This is a genomic window from Streptomyces sp. NPDC032822, from assembly GCF_055578825.1.
The window spans coordinates 279155-299042 of record NZ_JBVIOL010000008.1 but is presented as its reverse complement, the minus strand read 5'-3'; the positions used below and the strand labels follow the sequence as shown (position 1 = coordinate 299042).

Below are 19888 nucleotides of genomic sequence, written 5' to 3'. Positions count from 1 at the left end.
AAGCCCGGTGTGTAGCTGGGAGCATCGTCGTCAGCTGGCTTGTGACTTTCTTGTTATGACGTGATGGACGGATCGCTTCACCGAAGGGTGCTTAGGAACGTTTTGGTGGATTTTCCGTTCGGTCCGCATTCTGAGAACGTGCACTTCCGCTTGGCCATGGGGTCGTTGACGCCCTGACCTGGGCGCAGGCCGTTCGGACGAGCTCGGAAAGGTCCCGTGGGAACGCGTGTCCGAAGATGAAACTGTGGCGCTGCATTGCGTACGTGTTACGCAGCGTTACGTCGAGAAAAGGGAGGTCGGCGCTCAGGGGGAGGCCCGCGCAGTCGGCGACGGTGATCTCCACGGTGATGCGGCGGGGTGGTCCGGGGGGCACGGTGACGTCCGGTTCGGGGGTGGTGCGGGCGTGCAGGCCGGGGGAGGAGGTGCCGGTGACGGTGAGGGTCACGGGCGGGCCGTGGTCGACGGTGACGGCGAAGCGGAAGCGCGCGGTGGGGGAGGCGGCGGCCGGTGCGGGGCCCGCGGGGCCCAGGTAGTGCCATGTGGTGACGTTGGCGGGCCAGGGGACGGGGGCGGGCGGGTCCGGTCGGTCGGGGGCGGCGGTGCGGGCGGGCGCGAGGAGAACTCCGGCCGCTGCGGCGGCCGTTGCCGCCACCGCGGCGAGGGCGGCTCGGCGGGTGCGGGCGGGGAGGGCGCGCCGGCGCTCGCCCAGCCGGTCGGTGAGCCGTGGTGCCTCGGAGCCGGCACCACCGATGACGTCGGTGGTGCCGGTGTCGTGACTGTCTTTTGTCTCGGACGAGTTGGCGGGCTCGACGGGTTCGACCGGCTCGACGGGGCCGGTGCCCGTCATGGCGGCAGCCTCATGGGGAAACGGTAGCCGGGGCGGGTGCGGGCGGCGCCTCGTCGGCGCCGCATCGAGCCATCCGCCCCTTCGGTCGGCCGGTCCGCGTGGTCACTCGGCGGGGCGCAGGGCGGCCGCGTCGGCCGGGTTCACGTCCCGCAGCAGGCAGGTCAGCCGTGCGGTGCAGACCCGTCGTTCGGCCTCGTCGCTGATGACGATCTCGTACGTGGCCGTGGACCGGCCCCGGTGCACGGGTGTCGCGACCCCGGTCACCAGGCCCGACCGCGCGCCCCGGTGGTGGGTGCAGTTGAGGTCGACGCCGACCGCGAGCTTCGAGCTGCCGCCGTGCAGCATCGCGCCCACCGACCCGAGGGTCTCGGCGAGCACGGCGGACGCGCCTCCGTGCAGCAGGCCGTACGGCTGGGTGTTCCCCTCGATCGGCATGGTGCCGACGACGCGCTCGGCCGAGGCCTCCACGATCTGTACGCCCATCCGGGTCCCGAGGTGTCCCGCGGAGAAGAGCGCCCGCAGGTCGACGCCGAGCGCGGCGTACTCGTCGATGACCTCCTGGGGGAACTTCACGTGCTGCTGCTCGCCCATGCGTCCGGCTCCGTTCGTCGTGATCGCTACGTCGTGGTCGGTGCGGCTGTGGCAGGGCCACCCGCCCGCTGAGCAAACGCTCAGTCGGTTGCCGATTGTTCCAGACGTATGACGACGGACTTGCTGGCCGGGGTGTTGCTGGTGTCGGCGGTGGCGTCGAGGGGGACCAGGACGTTGGTCTCGGGGTAGTAGGCGGCGGCGCAGCCCCGGGCCGTCGGGTAGTGCACGACGCGGAACCCCGGTGCCCGCCGCTCGACCCCGTCCTTCCACTCGCCGACGAGATCGACGTACGAGCCGTCGGCGACCCCCAGTGTCCGTGCGTCCTCGGGGTTCACCAGCACCACCCGGCGGCCGTTCTTGATGCCCCGGTAGCGGTCGTCCAGGCCGTAGATCGTGGTGTTGTACTGGTCGTGGGAGCGCAGCGTCTGCAGCAGCAGCCGGCCCTCGGGCAGTGCGGGGTACTCGACGGGCGCGGCGGTGAAGTTGGCCTTGCCGGTGGCCGTCGGGAAGCGGCGCTCGTCGCGCGGGGCGTGCGGGAGGGCGAAGCCGGAGGGGTCGGCCACGCGCGCGTTGAAGTCCTCGAAGCCGGGGATCACCCGGGCGATGCGGTCGCGGACGGTGGCGTAGTCCTTCTCGAACTCCTCCCAGGGAGTGCGGGATCGGTCGCCGAGGACGCGGCGGGCCAGGCGGCACACGATCGCCGGCTCGGACAGCAGATGGGCGCTCGCCGGCTCCAGGCGGCCGCGGGAGGCGTGCACCATGCCCATGGAGTCCTCGACGGTCACGAACTGCTCGCCGCCGCCCTGGAGATCGCGCTCGGTGCGGCCCAAGGTCGGCAGGATCAGGGCACGCGCCCCCGTGACGGCGTGCGAGCGGTTGAGCTTGGTCGACACGTGCACGGTCAGCCGGGCCCGGCGCATGGCCGCCTCGGTGACCTCGGTGTCGGGGGAGGCGGAGACGAAGTTGCCGCCCATGGCGAAGAAGACCTTCGCCTCGCCGTCGCGCAGGGCGCGGATGGCGCGGACGACGTCGTAGCCGTGCTCGCGGGGCGGCGCGAAGCCGAACTCCCTCTCCAGGGCGTCCAGGAAGGCGGGCGCGGGGCGTTCGAAGATGCCCATGGTGCGGTCGCCCTGCACGTTCGAGTGGCCGCGGACCGGGCACACGCCCGCGCCGGGGCGGCCGATGTTGCCGCGCAGGAGAAGGAAGTTGACGACCTCGCGGATGGTCGGCACGGAGTGCTTGTGCTGGGTGAGGCCCATCGCCCAGCACACGATGGTGCGCTGTGAGGCGAGGACCATGCGCAGGGCTTCCTCGATCTCCGCGCGCGTGAGACCGGTCGCCGTGAGCGTCTCGTCCCAGTCGGCGGCCTGCGCCTGGGCCACGAACTCCTCGTAGCCGTGGGTGTGTTCGCGGACGAACTCCTCGTCGACCGCGCCCTCGGTCTGAAGGATCAGCTTGTTGAGGAGGCGGAAGAGGGCCTGGTCGCCGCCGATGCGGATCTGCAGGAACAGGTCGTTGAGCGCGGCGCCCTTGAGCATGCCCTGCGGGGTCTGTGGGTTCTTGAAGCGCTCCAGGCCCGCCTCGGGCAGCGGGTTGACGCTGATGATCTTCGCGCCGTTGGCCTTGGCCTTCTCCAGCGCGGAGAGCATCCGCGGGTGGTTGGTGCCGGGGTTCTGGCCGGCGACGACGATCAGGTCGGCCTTGTAGAGGTCTTCGAGCAGGACGCTGCCCTTGCCGATGCCGATCGTCTCCGACAGGGCCGAACCGGACGACTCGTGGCACATGTTGGAGCAGTCCGGCAGGTTGTTGGTGCCGAGCTCGCGGGCGAACAGCTGGTAGAGGAAGGCGGCTTCGTTGCTGGTGCGCCCGGACGTGTAGAAGAGGGCCTCGTCCGGGGAGGCGAGGTCGTTCAGTTCCCCGGCGACGATGTCGAAGGCGCGCTCCCAGCTCACCGGTTCGTAGCGCTCCCCGCCCTCGGGGAGGTACATGGGGTGGGTGAGCCGGCCCTGCTGGCCCAGCCAGTAGCCGCTCCGCCTCGCGAGGTCGGCGACGGGGTGCGCGGCGAAGAACTCCGGGGTGACCCGGCGCAGGGTGGCCTCCTCGGCGACCGCCTTCGCGCCGTTCTCGCAGAACTCCGCCGCGTGCCGGTGCTCCGGCTCCGGCCAGGCGCAGCCCGGGCAGTCGAAGCCGTCCTTCTGGTTGACCCGCAGCAGGGTCAGCGCGGTGCGCTTCACTCCCATCTGCTGCTGGGCGATGCGCAGGGTGTGGCCGATCGCCGGGATCCCCGCGGCCGCGTGCTTCGGCTCGGCGACCTGGGGCGCGTCCTGGACCGGATCTGCCTTGGGCGGCTTCGTTGCCATCGCGCGCTCTCCTTGTTTCCCGGTGGGTCCCGACGGGTCCCGGTGTGTTCCGGTGTTCCCCGGCTCGTTGCCCGGCCGCGTACGTGTGTGGAGTACATCTACGATCCTCGCACGCGCCGCCGACAACAGTCGCGGGCGGGCGTGCCGGGGCGCGGGCGGGCAGGGCGGCGATGCGGCTCGGCGGCGGCCGTCGGTGGCGGGCGGGGCCGAGTGTCAGTGGGGCGTGGCAGGATCGGTGTCGTGGCAGAAACAGCATCGAAGACGACCGCACACCCCTCCGGCGGCGACCGGCCCCGCCTGATGCTCATGGACGGGCACTCACTGGCCTACCGCGCGTTCTTCGCGCTGCCCGCGGAGAACTTCACGACGGCGACGGGCCAGCCGACGAACGCGATCTACGGCTTCGCGTCGATGCTGGCCAACACCCTGCGCGACGAGGCGCCCACGCACTTCGCGGTGGCGTTCGACGTGTCCCGCAAGACCTGGCGCTCCGAGGAGTTCACCGAGTACAAGGCGAACCGCTCCAAGACGCCGGACGAGTTCAAGGGCCAGGTCGAGCTGATCGGCGAGGTCCTCGACGCGATGCACGCGCAGCGCTTCGCGGTCGACGGCTTCGAGGCGGACGACGTCATCGCCACCCTCGCCACGCAGGCCGAGGCCGCGGGGTTCGACGTGCTGATCGTCACCGGCGACCGTGACTCCTTCCAGTTGGTCAGCGAGCACACCACGGTGCTGTACCCGACGAAGGGCGTCTCCGAGCTGACCCGCTTCACCCCGGAGAAGGTCGTCGAGAAGTACGGGTTGACGCCCGCGCAGTACCCGGACTTCGCGGCGCTGCGCGGCGACCCGTCCGACAACCTGCCCGGCATCCCGGGCGTCGGCGAGAAGACGGCCGCGAAGTGGATCAACCAGTTCGGTTCGTTCGCGGAACTGGTCGAGCGGGTCGACGAGGTCAAGGGCAAGGCCGGGCAGAACCTCCGCGACCACCTCGACGCCGTCAAGCTCAACCGCCGGCTGACCGAGATGGTCCGCACCGTCGAGCTGCCGAAGACGGTCACCGAGCTGGAGCGCGCGCCGTACGACCGCCCGGCGCTCGCGATGGTCCTCGACACCCTGGAGATCAGGAACCCCTCGCTGCGGGAGCGGCTGCTGGCCGTCGACCCGGGCGCGGAGGAGGCCGAGCCGGCCCCGGTCGTCACCGGTGGCGTGGAGCTGGACGGCACCGTGCTCGGCACGGGCGAGCTGGCCGGCTGGCTCACCGAGCACGGCACCGAGGTCCTCGGCATGGCCACCGTCGACACCTGGGCGCTCGGCACCGGCTCGGTCGCCGAGATCGCGCTCGCCGCGGGCGGCGGGGCGGCCGCCTGGTTCGACCCGTCCCAGCTGGACGAGGCCGACGAGAGGGCGTTCGCGGCCTGGATCGCCGACGCCGACCGGCCGAAGGTCCTCCACAACGCCAAGAGCGTCATGCGGGTCTTCGTCGAGCACGGCTGGAGCGTCGAAGGCGTCCGCATGGACACCGCGCTCGCCGCCTACCTGGTCAAGCCGGGCCGTCGCTCCTTCGACCTGGACGCGCTGTCCATGGAGTACCTGCACCGGGAGCTGGCCCCCGCCGCGACCGCCGACGGGCAGCTGGCCTTCGGCGCGGACGACGGCGCCGAGGCCGAGGCCCTGATGGTCCAGGCCCGGGCGATCCTCGACCTGGGCGAGGCCTTCGAAGGCCGCCTGGAGGAGGTCGGCGCCGCGGACCTGCTGCGTGACGTGGAACTGCCCACCTCGGCCCTGCTGGCCCGGATGGAGCGGCACGGCATCGCCGCGGACCGGGCCCACCTGGAGGCCATGGAGCAGATGTTTGCCGGCGCCGTCCAGCAGGCCGTGAAGGAGGCGCACGCGGCGGCCGGGCACGAGTTCAACCTGGGCTCGCCCAAGCAGCTCCAGGAGGTCCTCTTCGGGGAACTGGGCCTGCCGAAGACGAAGAAGACGAAGACCGGCTACACCACCGACGCCGACGCGCTCGCCTGGCTGGCGACGCAGACGGACAACGAACTGCCGGTGATCATGCTCCGGCATCGGGAACAGGCCAAGCTGCGGGTCACCGTCGAGGGCCTCATCAAGACGGTCGCGGCGGACGGCCGCATCCACACCACGTTCAACCAGACGGTCGCGGCGACCGGCCGGCTGTCGTCCACGGACCCGAACCTGCAGAACATCCCGGTCCGCACCGACGAGGGGCGGGCGATCCGGCGCGGCTTCGTCGTCGGCGAGGGCTTCGAGTCCCTCATGACCGCCGACTACAGCCAGATCGAACTGCGCGTGATGGCCCACCTGTCCGAGGACGCGGGCCTCATCGAGGCGTTCACCTCCGGTGAGGACCTGCACACCACGGCCGCCGCCCAGGTGTTCGGGGTGGAGCCCGCCGCGGTGGACGCGGAGATGCGACGCAAGATCAAGGCGATGTCGTACGGCCTCGCGTACGGCCTCTCCGCCTTCGGCCTCTCCCAGCAGCTGAACATCGACGCGGGTGAGGCCCGTGCCCTGATGGACGCGTACTTCGAGCGCTTCGGCGGCGTACGGGACTATCTGCGCCGGGCCGTGGACGAGGCGAGGGCGACCGGCTACACGGCGACGCTCTTCGGGCGCCGCCGCTACCTCCCCGACCTCAACAGCGACAACCGTCAACGCCGCGAGGCCGCCGAGCGGATGGCCCTCAACGCGCCCATCCAGGGGACCGCCGCGGACATCGTCAAGATCGCCATGCTCAATGTGGGCCGGGCGCTGGAGAAGGCGGACCTCAAGTCCCGCATGCTGCTCCAGGTCCACGACGAAATCGTCCTGGAGATCGCCCCCGGCGAGCGGGCGGCCACCGAGGAACTCCTGCGCCACGAAATGGCCGACGCCGTCCACCTCCGGGCCCCCCTGGACGTCTCGGTGGGTGTCGGCCCGGACTGGGAATCGGCAGCGCACTAGCCTCCGGCGGTTCGATGGAGGGGCGTTCGTGGCGCGCGGGGCGACGAACGTGCCCTCCTTCGGCAGGCAGCAGGCAGCAGGCAGCAGGCAGTGCTGAGCCGGAGCGGGGCGGGGCCGGCCCGGGGGGGCGGGGCGCGGAGGGTGCGTTCGGCGGTACGGCGGAGACGGGGCGCCGGCCGCCGGGCACGGTCCCGCGCCCACCCTGCGAGGCGGCTCGGCGCGCAGCGGAACGGCCGAACGCCACCCCCGGAGGAATCCGTCACTCGCGTGGCCCCCGCGAGGACGCCCCCCGGCCGCTCCGACCGTAAGGATGCGGCCATGGGTATACGCACGCTCCACCGCCGGACGGCCAACACCCCGGCGCACGCCGACGCGGCCCCGCCGGCGCCGCCCCCGCCGTCGGTCCCGGCGTTCGCGGTCGCCGCGAGTACCGCCCGCATTCCCACCGACCCGGCCACGGCCCTGCGCCGGGCGGTCGCCACCGCCCCCACGGAGCTGGCCGCCACCCTGCGCGGAGCGACCGTCGCCCGCGTCCCCCGCGGCCTCACGGCCGGCCTGCGGCACGCCGCCGCGGGCACCCGGCGCCGACTCGGCCGCCGCGAGCGGGACACCGTACGACAGGAGGGCGAGGCGTCCGCCTGGCGGCTGTGGGCCGATCTGGGCCGCGGCTATCTGGCCCTGGCGCTCACGCTGCTGCCCCGCTCCCGCCCGATGGGCACGTTCACGGTGTTCACGGCCGTCAGCGCGCGGTCTGCCCGCTCCGCGTCTCCTCGCCCACCGCGGGCCCTTCACCGGCCCGGGCCGGACGCCACAGCCTGATCCCCGCGGCGGACAGCACGAGCCCGAGGAACAGGCCCGCGCCCGCCCCGAAGCACAGCGTCGGGATCAGCTCCCAGGGCTTCGCGGTGGACCCCCAGTACTCCCACCACCGCGTCGCCCGCTGCACCGCCCCGACCACCGCGCAGCCGCCGATCACCGCACCGGCCCACCACCGGTCCCGTGCCGACAGCGCCGGCACCCCCACCGGATCGGCCGCGGGCGTCCGCCGTAGCGCGCAGGCGACGAACACGGCGATCACGACCGCGGCGAGTGCGGAACCGCCGTACTGCAGATACCAGTACAGAGGGGAGCCGGTCACCGTCTCGCCGAGGACGGGGAAGAGCCGCATCCCCCACCGGTCGAGATGGGTGAACGCGTCCCACACGACATGGGTCAGCGCGCCCAGCACGGCGGACACGTACCACCACGCCACCGCACCGGGCCGTACGCGCGCGCGTGGCGCCCCGCAGCGCGTCAGCGTCGCCACCCGCCGCTGCCGGGCCGGCGGGAGCAGCGCCACCAGCGGTTCCCGGACCAGCAGCCACAGCCCGACCAGGGCCCAGGCGACCGGCACGTCGAGGGTGAAGACCCCGGTGAAGGAGTGCGTGAACTCGCCGAACTCCATGGCCCCGGGCAGGACACTCGCCGCGTAGTAGGTCATGTCGGGCGCGAAGGAGCCCGCCACGAGCGCGGCCGGCACCAGGGGACCCCGGCCCGTTCCGTCGGTGCGCACGGCGGGCAGTACCGCTGCCGCATGGCTCAAAGTGAACGGCAACGGGGCTCCTTGGGCGTGAGTGGCCGACACGCCACGATCGCACATGGCCAACCGGTGAAAATCGGGCACGAACGGGTGCCCGAGGAAAGGAAGTTGTCGTAGGGTCGCCTGGGCCACCGTGCCGGGGATTTCCGTCGGAGCGGTGGACAGCGCATGAACGTCGCCGCGAGGGGGCAACCGTCCCGGCATCTCGATCGTCACAACAGGTCGAGTGCGACTGACATGCGACAGACGCGTGCCAGACGGGCGAGGACAAGCGCGGCAGACGGCGCGGCAGGCAGAGACGGGCGCTCGGGCGTCCACGGGAGGGATTCACCTTATGGCGGCGCAATTCGGCAGGAGGCTGCGCAAGGGTGCGGCTACCACCGCCGTGGCCGCGCTCGCGGTCGCGGCACTGTCCGCCTCGCAGGGGCCCGGCGCGATGGCCGACGACCAGGGCAACAGAACCGCCACCACCGGCGCCGAGACCACGCCCGACGCGGCCGCCGACGACGGCGGCGCGACCGGCAACTCGCCGTACTACACGGACCTGCCGCCGCTGAACAGCCCCAACCCCTCGCCGACCATAGGCACGCCCGCCTCCCTGCCCGAGACCGAGGCGGGCATCCCCGCGACCGTCCTGGACGCCTACAAGAAGGCCGCGACCGAACTGCGGTCGGCCAAGCCCGGCTGCAACCTGCCCTGGGAACTCCTCGCCGCCATCGGCAAGGTCGAGTCGGGCCACGCCGGCGGCGGCCGGGTCGGCGCGGACGGCACCACGACCACCCCGATCCTCGGCCCGCAGCTCAACGGCAACGGCTTCGCGAGCATCAGCGACACCGACAACGGCGCCTACGACGGGGACAGCTCCTACGACCGCGCCGTCGGCCCCATGCAGTTCATCCCCTCCACCTGGGAGTGGGCGGGCCGCGACGGCAACGGCGACGGCAAGAAGGACCCCAACAACGTCTACGACGCCGCGCTCGCCGCCGGCCACTACCTGTGCCGCTTCGACTGGGACCTGTCCACCCAGACCGACCTCGACAGCGCGATCCTCAGCTACAACAACTCCCAGGACTACCTCAACACGGTCATGACGTGGCTGGAGTACTACCGCAAGGGCACCCACGAGGTCCCCGACGGCACCGGCACCCTGCCCGACAACCGCAGCGACGACAGCGACAGCGTCGGCGGCGGCACGACCGGCCCCCGGCCCTCGCCGCCGGCCTCGGTCAAGCCCAGCCCCAAGCCCGACAAGCCCGGCACGGGCTCTCCGAGCCCCACCCCGCCGGTGACACCCCCGTCGACCAAGCCGCCGACCACGCCCCCCACCCCCACCGACACGGTGGACCACCTGGAGGACGCGGGCACCAGCGACCTCACCGCGCAGGCGGGCGACGCGTTCACCGAGAAGATCAGCAGCCGGGCCGAGACCAAGGCCGGTGTGGCCGTCGCCAAGGTCCGGATCCGCTTCACGATCGTCGGTGCCACCGACACCACCTTCACCGGCGGCGAGAGCGTCGCCACGGTCGTCACCAACAGCAGCGGCGTGGCCGTGGCGCCCGCGCTGAAGGCGGGCGAGAAGACCGGCGACGTCACCGTCCGGGCAACCGTCGTGGGCCGCTCGATCAGCGGCCTCGACTACCGGGCCACCGTCGCCGAGCGCGCCGCCGACACCCTCACCCGCACCAGTGACACCGCGCTGACCTGCACCCCGGGCGGCGAGTTCGCCGACCGCGTCGAGGTGAAGGCGACGTACGACGGCGCGGTCGCCGACAAGGTGGCGGCCACCGCCACGCTGATCAAGTCCGCGCTCGACCCCACCGAGAGCGACAAGGGCCCCTACTTCAAGGGCGCGGACGGCAAGACCGTACGCACCCTGACCGGCCTGAAGACGGACGCGAACGGCCTGTTGAAGCTGCCGAAGCTGTACTCCGACGACATCACCGGCACGTTCATGCTCCGCATCGAGACCACGGGCGGCGCCGCACTGAACGTCATGCTGACCGTGGCGGCGGCGGAGGCGGAGACCTCGGCCTCCCCGAGCGAGTCGGCCAGTCCCTCCGCGTAGCGGCCTCTCCCACGAGTCGGCACGACCCGGTACGACTCGATACGACCCGGTACGACGACGGCGCCCCCTTTCCCGAGGGGGCGCCGTCGTTGTGTGTGCAACGTGTTCTCATCTCGCCCGCCCGTTGCTACGGTGCCGGACCTGACGCTGTATCAGTTCCAGCTCGCCGGGAGGCAGGCATGCGTGCCCTGATCGCCGCCGCGACCGGTCTGGCCGCCGCGTTCGCCCTGGTGCTCACCCTCACCGCCCTCGGGGCGCCGACGGGCGGGACCTCCCCGAAACCGCTGCTGACGACGGTGCCATCACACCCGTGACGACTCGGGAGGGAGACCGAGATGCGCCGTAGAACCAGTCTCGTCCTGCTCGCCCTCGCCGTGTTCTTCGCGGCGCTGTCCCCCCTGCTGCGCTGGTACGCCTTCCCGCGCCTGGCGAAGATCCCGGCGGGCCAGTACCAGGACATGGTCCTGGAGGCCAAGGACGCCACCCTCCTCGACTACGGCACGATGAAGGCGAAGAAGGTCCCCAAGGTCACCATCGTGCAGACCCTCAAGGGCAACGTGGAGGCCTCCGAGCGGATCGAGAAGACGGCGGGCCGGGACGTCGTCGTCTGGGACGGCCTGTCCTACGTCCAGGGACCCGACGGCAAGATGGTCTCCAAGATTCCCGAGCGGTACATCTTCGACGCCCACACCCAGGAACCCGTGCACGCCACCGGCGAGATGGTCGACGGCGCCCCGGTCAGACGCCAGGGCATCGAGTTCAAGTGGCCGTTCCTGACGGAGAAACGGGACTACGAGTACTTCGACGCGCAGGCCCGCGTCACGGCCCCCATCCACTACCAGGGCACCCGCGACTTCCGCGGCGTCGAGGTCTACTACTTCGAGCAGACCATCCCCTGGACCCAGGTGTCCTTCCCCCGCACCATGCCCGTCGCCGGCATCACCCCCGAGTCCGTCGCCAAGACCGGCACCACCCGCTGGTACACCACGGTCCGCAAGTTCTGGGTCGAACCCCTCACCGGCGCCCCCGTGTACGGCGAGGAGATCCACAGGGAGGAACTGCGCGGCGGCAGCCTGCTCGGCGGGCGCGAGAAGGTGACGGCGTTCGCCGGCCACGTGAAGATGCGCGAGGACTACATCGAGCACACCGTCGACCTGGTCAAGTCCAACCGCACCCTGGTCCTGCTGATGACCTCGTACCTGCCCTGGGGCTTCCTGGTCCTCGGCGCGCTCCTGCTGTCCCTGTCGCTCTATCTGGAGGCCCGAGGCCGCCGCCCCGACGACCCGGCCCCCGCCGAGACCACCGAACCGGAACCGGTCACGGCCTGAGCCGCGCCTTGGTGTACCGCGTCGGCTCCGCCCCGGCCGGGTCCTCGGGCCACGGGTGCTTGGGATACCGGCCCCGCAGCTCCGCCCGCACGCCCTTGTAGCCCTCCTTCCAGAAGGAGGCGAGGTCGGCGGTGACGGCGGTGGGCCGGCCCGCGGGGGAGAGGAGGTGGACCAGCAGGGGAACCCCCGCCACGGACGGCGACTCCTGCAACCCGAACATCTCCTGCAACTTCACGGCGAGAACCGGCTGTTCCGGGTTGCCGTAGTCGATCCGGATCCTGGACCCACTGGGCACGGTGATCCGCTCGGGCGCCAGCTCGTCGAGCCGCCCGGCCTCCCCGGTGGCCCACGGAAGCAGCCGGCCGAGCCCCGCCCCGGCGTCGATCCGCGCGAGGTCGGCCCGCCGCCGTGCCCGCCCCAGCTCCGGCTCCAACCACTCGTCCACGCGCGCGTGCAGCGCCTCGTCGGAGACCTCGGGCCACGGCTCGCCGAGGCGCAGACGGAGAAAGGCGAGCCGCCGGCGCAGTACGACGGCGTCGGGCGACCACCGCAACAGCCCGAACCCGTCCTGCCGCAACCCTTCGAGCAGGGCCTCCCGTACGAGACCGGCGGCGGCGTTCCTGAGCGGGCGCACCGAGAGTTCGACGGCCCCCAGCCGCTCCACCCGCCGTGCGACGACGTCCCCGTCGGCCCAGTGCACCTCGTCCCGCGTCCGGGCCAGCGTCCCCGCGGCCAGCCGGGCGACGCCCTCGTCGACGACCGCCCCGAGCCGCACGCGCGCGTGCCCCTTGCCGACGGGACGGTCGGCGACGGCCACGGCGATCCAGGCGGCCCCGCGCAGTCCGGTGGCCTCCGCGACCTCGGCACGGGTTCCGGACACCATGAGATAGGAGCCGCCGTCGGCCCGGGCGACCCGCTCGGGGAACGCGAGAGAGGCGACGAGCCCCACGAGCCCGTCCTCCGTCATCTTCACCGGCACACCGTCCGGCGCCTTCGCCGCCGGCCCCTCGGCCTCCTCCGCCCGCACCGGAGAAGGAGAACCGGTGGGCGGGTGGGAACTCTCCTCGGCGACGGCCCGCAGCCGGCGGACCTCCGCCCGCCACCGCCCGGCATACGCCTCACCCCCGCGCCGCGCGGCCCGCAACGCCGCCGCCAGATCGTCGCCGTACTCCCGGGGCGGCTCATCGCTCAGCAACGCCACCACCTCCGCGGCCCGCTCCGCCCCCACCGCCGGGGCCGAGTCCAGCAGAGCCCGCCCCAACCGGGGATGCAGCCCCAGCCGCGCCAGCCGCAGACCCCGCCGCGTGGCCCGCCCGGCGGAGTCGACCGCCCCGATCGCCGTCAACACCTCCCGGGCCGCCGCCATCGCCCCACCCGGCGGGGGATCCAGCAGCGCCAGCCCGGCCGCCCCGGGATCGCCCCAGCAGGCCGTCTGCAGGGCGAACGCCGTCAGGTCGGCCACCTTGATCTCCGGAGCGGGGAAACGCGACAGACGGGCGTCCTCCGCCTCCGTCCAGCACCGGTACACCGCACCCGGCGCCTCCCGTCCGGCCCGCCCCGCCCGCTGCCGGCCCGCCGCCTGCGAGGCCCGTACCGTCGTCAGCGCGCTCAGCCCGCGCGCGTGGTCGACCCGCGGCTCCCGGGCCAGCCCCGAGTCGACGACCACCCGGACACCGGGAACCGTCAGCGAGGACTCGGCCACGGCGGTCGCCAGGACCACCCGCCGCCGCCCCGCCGGAGTCAGCACCGCGTCCTGCACGGCGGCGGGCGCCCGCCCGTGCACCTGCAACACGTCCACCGCGCCGAGGTCGCCGAGCTGCCCGGCGACCCGCGCGATCTCGCCGACCCCCGGCAGGAAACACAGCACGTCCCCCGCACGCTCGGCCAGCGCCCGCCGCACCAGCGACGCCACATGGGTCAGCAGCACGGGATCGACCCGCATGCCGTGCGGCGGCCGTACCGGACGCACCGGCGGCGCCCACACCACCTCCACCGGGTACGAGATCCCCGCCGCCTCGACCACCGGAGCCCCGCCCAGCAGCCGCGCCCACCCCTGCGCGTCGGTCGTCGCGGACGCCGCCACGAGCCGCAGCTCCGGCCGCAGCGTCTCGCGCACGTCCCACAGGAACGCCGCCACCGTGTCCGCGTCCAGATGCCGCTCGTGACACTCGTCGAGCACCACCACATCGACCCCGGCCAGCTCCTGGTCCCGCTGCAACCGCTGCAACAGCACACCGGTCGTGACGACCTCCACGCGCGCGCGTGGCCCCACGACCCGCTCACCGCGCACGGTGTAGCCGACGCTCCGGCCGACCTTCTCGCCCAGCAGCCACGCCATCCGCCGGGCCGCCGCCCGCGCCGCGATCCGCCGCGGCTCCGCCACCACCACCCGCCGCGCCGGCCCTTCACCCAGCAGGCCTGCCAGGGCCAGCGGCACCAGCGTCGTCTTGCCGGTGCCGGGCGGCGCGACAAGCACGGCGGTGCCGTGCCCGTCCAGGGCCTCGTCCAGAGCGGACAGGGCACCGCGTACGGGCAGGGCGTCGAGAGCGTCGTAACGGATCACGCCCCCAGTGTCGTACGTCCGGGAGGACGGCCTCCCCGCGCGCGTGTGTTCCCTCAGTCGCGCTCGCACACGAGGATCAGTCCCGCTCGCACACGAAGATCGCCGTCCCCGGGATCAGATTCCCGCGCAGCGGGGACCAGCCGCCCCACTCGGCGGTGTTCCAGGCCGGCCACTCCGGCTCGACCAGGTCCACCAGACGGAACCCCCCGGCCACCACGTCCCGCACCCGGTCGCCGACCGTCCGGTGGTGCTCGACGTACACCGCGCGGCCGTCGTCGTCCTGCTCGACGTACGGCGTGCGGTCGAAGTACGAGGCGGAGACCGACAGTCCCTCCGGGCCCGGCTCGTCCGGGAACGCCCAGCGGACCGGGTGCGTCACCGAGAACACGAAACGGCCACCGGGTCGCAGGACCCGGCGCACCTCCTTCAGGACCAGCACCGGGTCGGCGACGAAGGGCAGCGCGCCGTACGCCGAGCAGGCCAGGTCGAAGGAGCCGTCCGCGAACGGCAGCGCGCCCGCGTCGGCGCACACCAGCGGGAACGATCCGCCGATGCGCAGCGCGTGCTGGAGCTGGCGGTGGGAGAGATCCAGGGCCACCGGCCGGGCACCCTGAGCGGCCAGCCAGCGCGCGCACTGGGCCGCGCCGGCGCCGATCTCCAGGACGTCCCGGCCCTTCAGCTCCTCGGGCGGGCCGAGCAGCTCGGCCTCCACCTCGTCGAGGCCCTCGGGACACCACACGAAGCGGTCGTCGCCGAGGAACGTGCCGTGCTCGACCTGGTAGTCGTCCGCGTTGCGGTCCCACCAGCCCCGGTTGGCCCGGGAGCTCTCCGTGACATCGGCCGAACGCCGGGTGGCCTCGGGCTCGGCCTCTTCCGGCTCGGTGGCTTCGCGCTCGGTGGCTTCGGGCTCTTGGATGATCGGCTCCTGTCGTATTAGTCTGCGGCCTCTTCCGCCCAACCTGTCCCGGCGGGCGTCACGAAGGGGACCCCGAAGGGCCCCTGTGGCCTCGTGAGACTGGTTTTGTGCCGGGTATGCGGCGATCCGCCCCGGGTGTGCGCCTTCGCGCATTGACCCTGCTCGGCTGCCCCCGTATGCTACAAGTTGCGCTGCGGGCTTGCGCACCTCAGACGTAGCAGGTCGCGCTCGCATCTGTATGTATGTCCCCTCGGTTCTTGAGGCGTATCACCGGTTCTGCCGGAGGCGCGCTTCCTTGGCTGTCCGGCCTTCTACAGTGCGAAACGGGCTCCCGGCGTGAGCAGTACCTACGACTCACCGTCCGTACCGGAGCCCTTTCCCACATGACGAGCAGCACCGAGACCACCTCTACCACTCCGCAGGTAGCGGTCAACGACATCGGTAACGAGGAAGCATTCCTCGCCGCGATCGACGAGACGATCAAGTACTTCAACGACGGCGACATCGTCGACGGCGTCATCGTGAAGGTCGACCGGGACGAGGTCCTGCTCGACATCGGTTACAAGACCGAAGGCGTGATCCCGAGCCGCGAGCTCTCGATCAAGCACGACGTCGACCCGAACGAGGTCGTCAAGGTCGGCGACGAGATCGAAGCCCTTGTTCTCCAGAAGGAGGACAAGGAAGGCCGCCTGATCCTCTCGAAGAAGCGCGCCCAGTACGAGCGCGCCTGGGGCACCATCGAGAAGATCAAGGAAGAAGACGGCATCGTCACCGGTACCGTCATCGAGGTCGTCAAGGGTGGTCTCATCCTCGACATCGGCCTCCGTGGCTTCCTGCCGGCTTCTCTCGTCGAGATGCGCCGTGTCCGCGACCTCCAGCCCTACGTGGGCAAGGAGCTCGAGGCCAAGATCATCGAGCTGGACAAGAACCGCAACAACGTGGTCCTGTCCCGCCGTGCCTGGCTGGAGCAGACCCAGTCCGAGGTCCGCCAGACGTTCCTCACGACCCTGCAGAAGGGTCAGGTCCGCTCCGGCGTGGTCTCCTCGATCGTCAACTTCGGTGCCTTCGTGGACCTGGGTGGCGTCGACGGTCTCGTGCACGTCTCCGAGCTTTCCTGGAAGCACATCGACCACCCCTCCGAGGTTGTCGAGGTCGGCCAGGAAGTCACCGTCGAGGTTCTCGACGTCGACATGGACCGCGAGCGTGTCTCCCTGTCACTGAAGGCGACGCAGGAAGACCCGTGGCAGCAGTTCGCCCGGACCCACCAGATCGGCCAGGTCGTGCCCGGCAAGGTCACGAAGCTGGTTCCGTTCGGTGCGTTCGTCCGCGTGGACGAGGGCATCGAGGGTCTGGTCCACATCTCCGAGCTGGCCGAGCGCCACGTGGAGATCCCGGAGCAGGTCGTCCAGGTCAACGACGAGATCTTCGTCAAGGTCATCGACATCGACCTCGAACGCCGTCGCATCAGCCTCTCGCTGAAGCAGGCCAACGAGGCCTTCGGTGCCGACCCGTCCGCGGTCGACTTCGACCCGACGCTGTACGGCATGGCCGCGTCGTACGACGACCAGGGCAACTACATCTACCCCGAGGGCTTCGACCCCGAGACCAACGACTGGCTCGAAGGCTTCGAGTCGCAGCGTGAGGTCTGGGAGACCCAGTACGCCGAGGCGCAGACGCGCTTCGAGCAGCACCAGGCTCAGGTCATCAAGTCCCGCGAGGCGGACGAGGCCGCTGCCGCCGAGGGCGGCAGCGAGGCTGCGGCTCCGGCCGCGGCCGGTGGCAGCGGCGGTGGCGGCGGCGGCGGTTCGTACTCCTCCGAGGGTCCGGACAACTCCGGCGCGCTTGCTTCGGACGAGGCGCTTGCCGCTCTGCGTGAGAAGCTGGCCGGCGGCCAGAGCTGATCACCGAGCAGTAGCTCTTCGGAGTAGCTCTTCATAGCCGAGGGCCCGTATCCCACTGGGATACGGGCCCTCGGTGCGTGCGCCGCCACCCGTGCGGATACCTGCGCGGCACACGCGTAACCGCCGGGCCGTATCCGGCCGTTCGAGATGCGTCCACACCGACGCCCGGCAGCACCGGGGCCATTCACCTCCGCGCGGAAGGCCGTGACCGCACTCCACGCGCGCGTGGAGCCCTCTTGAGGCGGTGACACACCGCAGTGGCACATGAAAAGGCTGTAAGAGGTGCCTGATCAGGGGCGCGGGCGGGAATGCCCACGCTCTGCACCGCGTTGTGCAGTACGAACACGAGGAGGAGCGGTCACAGTGCTTGATCCGCAGGGTTTGTACGCATGGGAGCCGAAGGGCCTCGCCGTGGTCGACATGGCGCTCGCCCAGGAGTCGGCCGGTCTTGTCATGCTCTACCACTTCGACGGCTACATCGACGCGGGCGAGACCGGCGACCAGATCGTCGACCGGATCCTCGACACGCTGCCGCACCAGGTCGTCGCCCGCTTCGACCACGACCGGCTGGTGGACTACCGTGCCCGCCGCCCGTTGCTGACGTTCAAGCGCGACCGCTGGGTCGAGTACGAGGAGCCCACCATCGAGGTGCACCTCGTCCAGGACGCCACCGGGGCACCCTTCCTGCTGCTCGCCGGGCCCGAGCCCGACGTGGAGTGGGAGCGCTTCGCCGCGGCCGTCCAACAGATCGTGGAGCGCCTCGGCGTCCGCCTGGCGGTGAACTTCCACGGCATCCCCATGGGTGTCCCGCACACCCGCCCCGTGGGCCTCACCCCGCACGGCAACCGCAACGACCTCGTCCCGGGCCACCGCAGCCCCTTCGACGAGGCCCAGGTGCCCGGCAGCGCCGAGGCCCTGGTCGAGTACCGCCTCATGGAGGCCGGACACGAGGTGCTGGGCGTCGCCGCGCACGTCCCGCACTACATCGCCCGCTCCCCGTACCCGGACGCGGCGCTGACCGTCCTGGAGGCCATCACGGCCGCCACCGGGCTGGTCCTGCCCGGCATCGCGCACGCCCTGCGCACGGACGCGCACCGCACCCAGACCGAGATCGACCGCCAGATCCAGGAGGGCGACGAGGAACTCGTCGCCCTCGTCCAGGGCCTGGAGCACCAGTACGACGCCGCCGCGGGCGCCGAGACCCGCGGCAACATGCTCGCCGAGCCCGTCGACATCCCGTCGGCGGACGAGATCGGGCTGGAGTTCGAGAAGTTCCTGGCGGAGCGGGAGGGCGAGGGCTAGCCGCTCTCTTGCCTCCCGCCGGGTGCGTTGTCGGTGGCAGGCCCTAAGCTTCGGCTCATGCTGAAGGTGGGCCTGACCGGCGGCATCGGTGCCGGTAAGAGTGAGGTGTCACGGCTGCTCGTCGCGTGCGGTGCCGTGCTGGTCGACGCGGACCGGATCGCGCGCGAGGTGGTCGCGCCGGGTACGGCCGGGCTCGCCGCGGTCGTCGAGGCCTTCGGCGCGGAGGTGCTCGCCGCCGACGGAACACTGGACCGCCCCCGGCTCGGCTCCATCGTCTTCGCCGACCCCGAGAAGCTCGCCGTCCTGAACTCGATCGTGCACCCCCTGGTGGGCACCCGCTCCCGCGAGCTCGAATCGGCCGCCGCCGAGGACGCCGTCGTCATCCATGACGTCCCCCTCCTCACCGAGAACGGCCTCGCGCCGCTGTACGACGTCGTGATCGTCGTCGACGCGCCCCCCGAGACCCAGCTCGACCGCCTGGTCGGGCGGCGCGGGATGACCGAGGCGGACGCCCGCGCCCGCATGGCCGCGCAGGCGACCCGCGACCAGCGCCTGGAGATCGCGGACATCGTCGTCGACAACGACGTACCGCTGGAGCAGCTGGAGCAGCGGGTCAAGGAGGTCTGGGCCGACCTCGTGCACCGAGCCCACACGCGAGGGCCCTCGCCCCGGCAGCCTCAGGAATAGCGCCCCCGGTCCGGGCGTTGAACCCGCTGAGTGAGGGAAGGACTCTGCCGTGCCCGACACCAGCGGTTCGACCGGACGTACTCCGGAGACGCATGTCATCGACTTCCGTGCCGCCGAGCACCTGCTCGCCGCACGGGACCCGCGGGGCGCGGTGAAACTGCTCGACGCGGTGATCGCCGTACACCCGGAGAACACCGCCGCCCGGCTGCTGCGTGCCCGCGCGTTCTTCGCCGCCGCGCAACTGAGGCCCGCCGAGCTGGAGTTCACCATCGTCCTGGAGCGGGAGCCGGACAACGCGTTCGCACACTTCGCGCTCGCCCGGACCTATGAGCGGCAGGCCCGGCCCGAACAGGCCAGGCGCCACTTCCGCCTGGCGGCGGCACTGGACCCGAACCCGCAGTACCTGCGGGCCGCCCGCTTCGAGTCGTGAGGGTCGGGCCGGGACAGCGGTCGCGGGGCGGCGGTGGGCGGGCCCGGCGGCCCTGAGGCCGACAGTCCTAAGGCCGACGGTCCTCCGGGGGGCGGTAGGGCGGGATGTCGGGGCCCGGCTGATAGTGGGGGCCCTGGCGGAGGTGCCTGAGGATCATGGCCATGTCCACGGTGACCACCAGCCACAGCACCCCGCAGGCGATCGCCCACCCCGGCCGTCCGGCCAGTGCGAAGGCGGCCGTCCCGAAGACCGACCAGACCAGCCCCCACACGCTCAGCCAGAACCGCACCCGCAGAGCACTGCGCGCTGTCGTCGGTTCACTGCCGGTACGCATCGGGATCACGACTCCTCC

16 protein-coding genes are annotated in these 19888 nt (G+C 71.9%); 9 read left to right on the top strand and 7 right to left on the bottom strand.

Translation table 11 applies throughout. The annotated features are described in order from the left end of the window. Window positions 1-91: 91 nt before the first annotated feature. The 3 genes from ACZ5VD_RS24240 to ACZ5VD_RS24230 all read right to left on the bottom strand — a co-directional run bounded on the left by ACZ5VD_RS24240 (window position 92) and on the right by ACZ5VD_RS24230 (window position 3798). The gene (locus tag ACZ5VD_RS24240) at window positions 92-847 is read right to left on the bottom strand and encodes a hypothetical protein (protein WP_468683252.1); all 756 of its coding nucleotides are present in this window, start codon (window positions 845-847) and stop codon (window positions 92-94) included. 102 nt (window positions 848-949) lie between these two features. Beyond that, complete coding sequence (locus ACZ5VD_RS24235) at window positions 950-1438, bottom strand: PaaI family thioesterase (RefSeq protein ID WP_468549511.1); 489 nt, start codon at window positions 1436-1438, stop codon at window positions 950-952. An 80-nt stretch (window positions 1439-1518) separates the two neighbouring features. Then, window positions 1519-3798, bottom strand: a complete 2280-nt coding sequence (locus ACZ5VD_RS24230) for an FdhF/YdeP family oxidoreductase (RefSeq protein WP_468549512.1) — start codon at window positions 3796-3798, stop codon at window positions 1519-1521. Between the two features lie 240 nt (window positions 3799-4038). Here ACZ5VD_RS24230 and polA point away from each other — a divergent pair, with 240 nt between their 5' ends. Together polA and ACZ5VD_RS24220 are read left to right on the top strand one after the other, a co-directional pair. Beyond that, window positions 4039-6765, top strand: a complete 2727-nt coding sequence (gene polA, locus ACZ5VD_RS24225) for a DNA polymerase I (RefSeq protein ID WP_468683251.1) — start codon at window positions 4039-4041, stop codon at window positions 6763-6765. 318 nt (window positions 6766-7083) lie between these two features. Continuing rightward, on the top strand, window positions 7084-7584 hold the full coding sequence (locus ACZ5VD_RS24220) for a hypothetical protein (protein ID WP_468683250.1): 501 nt from the start codon (window positions 7084-7086) through the stop codon (window positions 7582-7584). Here the strand turns inward: ACZ5VD_RS24220 and ACZ5VD_RS24215 are convergent. After that, complete coding sequence (locus ACZ5VD_RS24215) at window positions 7505-8359, bottom strand: DUF4184 family protein (RefSeq protein WP_468683249.1); 855 nt, start codon at window positions 8357-8359, stop codon at window positions 7505-7507. The two genes, ACZ5VD_RS24220 and ACZ5VD_RS24215, sit on opposite strands and share 80 nt — an antisense overlap. A gap of 319 nt (window positions 8360-8678) precedes the next feature. Between ACZ5VD_RS24215 and ACZ5VD_RS24210 the strand changes: the two genes are divergently transcribed. From ACZ5VD_RS24210 to pgfA, 3 genes are all read left to right on the top strand, one after another. After that, a complete protein-coding gene (locus ACZ5VD_RS24210) occupies window positions 8679-10409 on the top strand; it encodes a lytic transglycosylase domain-containing protein (RefSeq protein ID WP_468683247.1) in 1731 nt (576 codons plus the stop codon). Window positions 10410-10588: 179 nt separating this feature from the next. Then, window positions 10589-10723: an SPW_0924 family protein gene (locus ACZ5VD_RS24205; RefSeq protein ID WP_468549516.1), complete on the top strand. Its 135-nt coding sequence runs from the start codon at window positions 10589-10591 to the stop codon at window positions 10721-10723. Between the two features lie 21 nt (window positions 10724-10744). Further along, complete coding sequence (gene pgfA / locus ACZ5VD_RS24200) at window positions 10745-11737, top strand: cell envelope lipid trafficking protein PgfA (RefSeq protein ID WP_468683245.1); 993 nt, start codon at window positions 10745-10747, stop codon at window positions 11735-11737. Here the strand turns inward: pgfA and hrpB are convergent. Together hrpB and ACZ5VD_RS24190 are read right to left on the bottom strand one after the other, a co-directional pair. Then, complete coding sequence (gene hrpB / locus ACZ5VD_RS24195; protein WP_468683243.1) at window positions 11727-14300, bottom strand: ATP-dependent helicase HrpB; 2574 nt, start codon at window positions 14298-14300, stop codon at window positions 11727-11729. The two genes, pgfA and hrpB, sit on opposite strands and share 11 nt — an antisense overlap. 76 nt (window positions 14301-14376) lie before the next feature. Then, window positions 14377-15258 (bottom strand): class I SAM-dependent methyltransferase, encoded by an 882-nt coding sequence (locus tag ACZ5VD_RS24190; RefSeq protein ID WP_468549519.1) that lies wholly within the window; start codon window positions 15256-15258, stop codon window positions 14377-14379. A gap of 341 nt (window positions 15259-15599) precedes the next feature. Here ACZ5VD_RS24190 and rpsA point away from each other — a divergent pair, with 341 nt between their 5' ends. The 4 genes from rpsA to ACZ5VD_RS24170 all read left to right on the top strand — a co-directional run bounded on the left by rpsA (window position 15600) and on the right by ACZ5VD_RS24170 (window position 19536). Next, window positions 15600-17117 carry a 30S ribosomal protein S1 gene (rpsA, locus tag ACZ5VD_RS24185; protein ID WP_468549520.1) on the top strand — a complete coding sequence of 506 codons (1518 nt, stop codon included), beginning with the start codon at window positions 15600-15602 and terminating at the stop codon, window positions 17115-17117. Window positions 17118-17480: 363 nt separating this feature from the next. Beyond that, the gene (locus tag ACZ5VD_RS24180; RefSeq protein WP_468549521.1) at window positions 17481-18419 is read left to right on the top strand and encodes a PAC2 family protein; all 939 of its coding nucleotides are present in this window, start codon (window positions 17481-17483) and stop codon (window positions 18417-18419) included. A 57-nt stretch (window positions 18420-18476) separates the two neighbouring features. Then, window positions 18477-19106 carry a dephospho-CoA kinase gene (gene coaE / locus ACZ5VD_RS24175; RefSeq protein ID WP_468683242.1) on the top strand — a complete coding sequence of 210 codons (630 nt, stop codon included), beginning with the start codon at window positions 18477-18479 and terminating at the stop codon, window positions 19104-19106. A 49-nt stretch (window positions 19107-19155) separates the two neighbouring features. Beyond that, entirely contained in the window at window positions 19156-19536 is a 381-nt protein-coding gene (locus ACZ5VD_RS24170) for a tetratricopeptide repeat protein (protein ID WP_468549523.1), read from the top strand. Window positions 19537-19603: 67 nt separating this feature from the next. Here ACZ5VD_RS24170 and ACZ5VD_RS24165 read toward each other — a convergent pair whose 3' ends face one another. Then, window positions 19604-19870 carry a DUF6343 family protein gene (locus ACZ5VD_RS24165; protein WP_468549609.1) on the bottom strand — a complete coding sequence of 89 codons (267 nt, stop codon included), beginning with the start codon at window positions 19868-19870 and terminating at the stop codon, window positions 19604-19606. Window positions 19871-19888: the final 18 nt, after the last annotated feature.

Bases quoted from the DNA above. Each gene is read 5' to 3' on its own strand.
- ACZ5VD_RS24210 (WP_468683247.1), top strand. From the start codon at position 8,679: ATGGCGGCGCAATTCGGCAGGAGGCTGCGCAAGGGTGCGGCTACCACC.
- rpsA (WP_468549520.1), top strand. From the start codon at position 15,600: ATGACGAGCAGCACCGAGACCACCTCTACCACTCCGCAGGTAGCGGTC.
- ACZ5VD_RS24240 (WP_468683252.1), bottom strand. From the start codon at position 847: ATGACGGGCACCGGCCCCGTCGAGCCGGTCGAACCCGTCGAGCCCGCC.
- ACZ5VD_RS24235 (WP_468549511.1), bottom strand. From the start codon at position 1,438: ATGGGCGAGCAGCAGCACGTGAAGTTCCCCCAGGAGGTCATCGACGAG.
- ACZ5VD_RS24165 (WP_468549609.1), bottom strand. From the start codon at position 19,870: ATGCGTACCGGCAGTGAACCGACGACAGCGCGCAGTGCTCTGCGGGTG.
- pgfA (WP_468683245.1), top strand. From the start codon at position 10,745: ATGCGCCGTAGAACCAGTCTCGTCCTGCTCGCCCTCGCCGTGTTCTTC.
- ACZ5VD_RS24205 (WP_468549516.1), top strand. From the start codon at position 10,589: ATGCGTGCCCTGATCGCCGCCGCGACCGGTCTGGCCGCCGCGTTCGCC.
- ACZ5VD_RS24230 (WP_468549512.1), bottom strand. From the start codon at position 3,798: ATGGCAACGAAGCCGCCCAAGGCAGATCCGGTCCAGGACGCGCCCCAG.
- coaE (WP_468683242.1), top strand. From the start codon at position 18,477: ATGCTGAAGGTGGGCCTGACCGGCGGCATCGGTGCCGGTAAGAGTGAG.
- ACZ5VD_RS24220 (WP_468683250.1), top strand. From the start codon at position 7,084: ATGGGTATACGCACGCTCCACCGCCGGACGGCCAACACCCCGGCGCAC.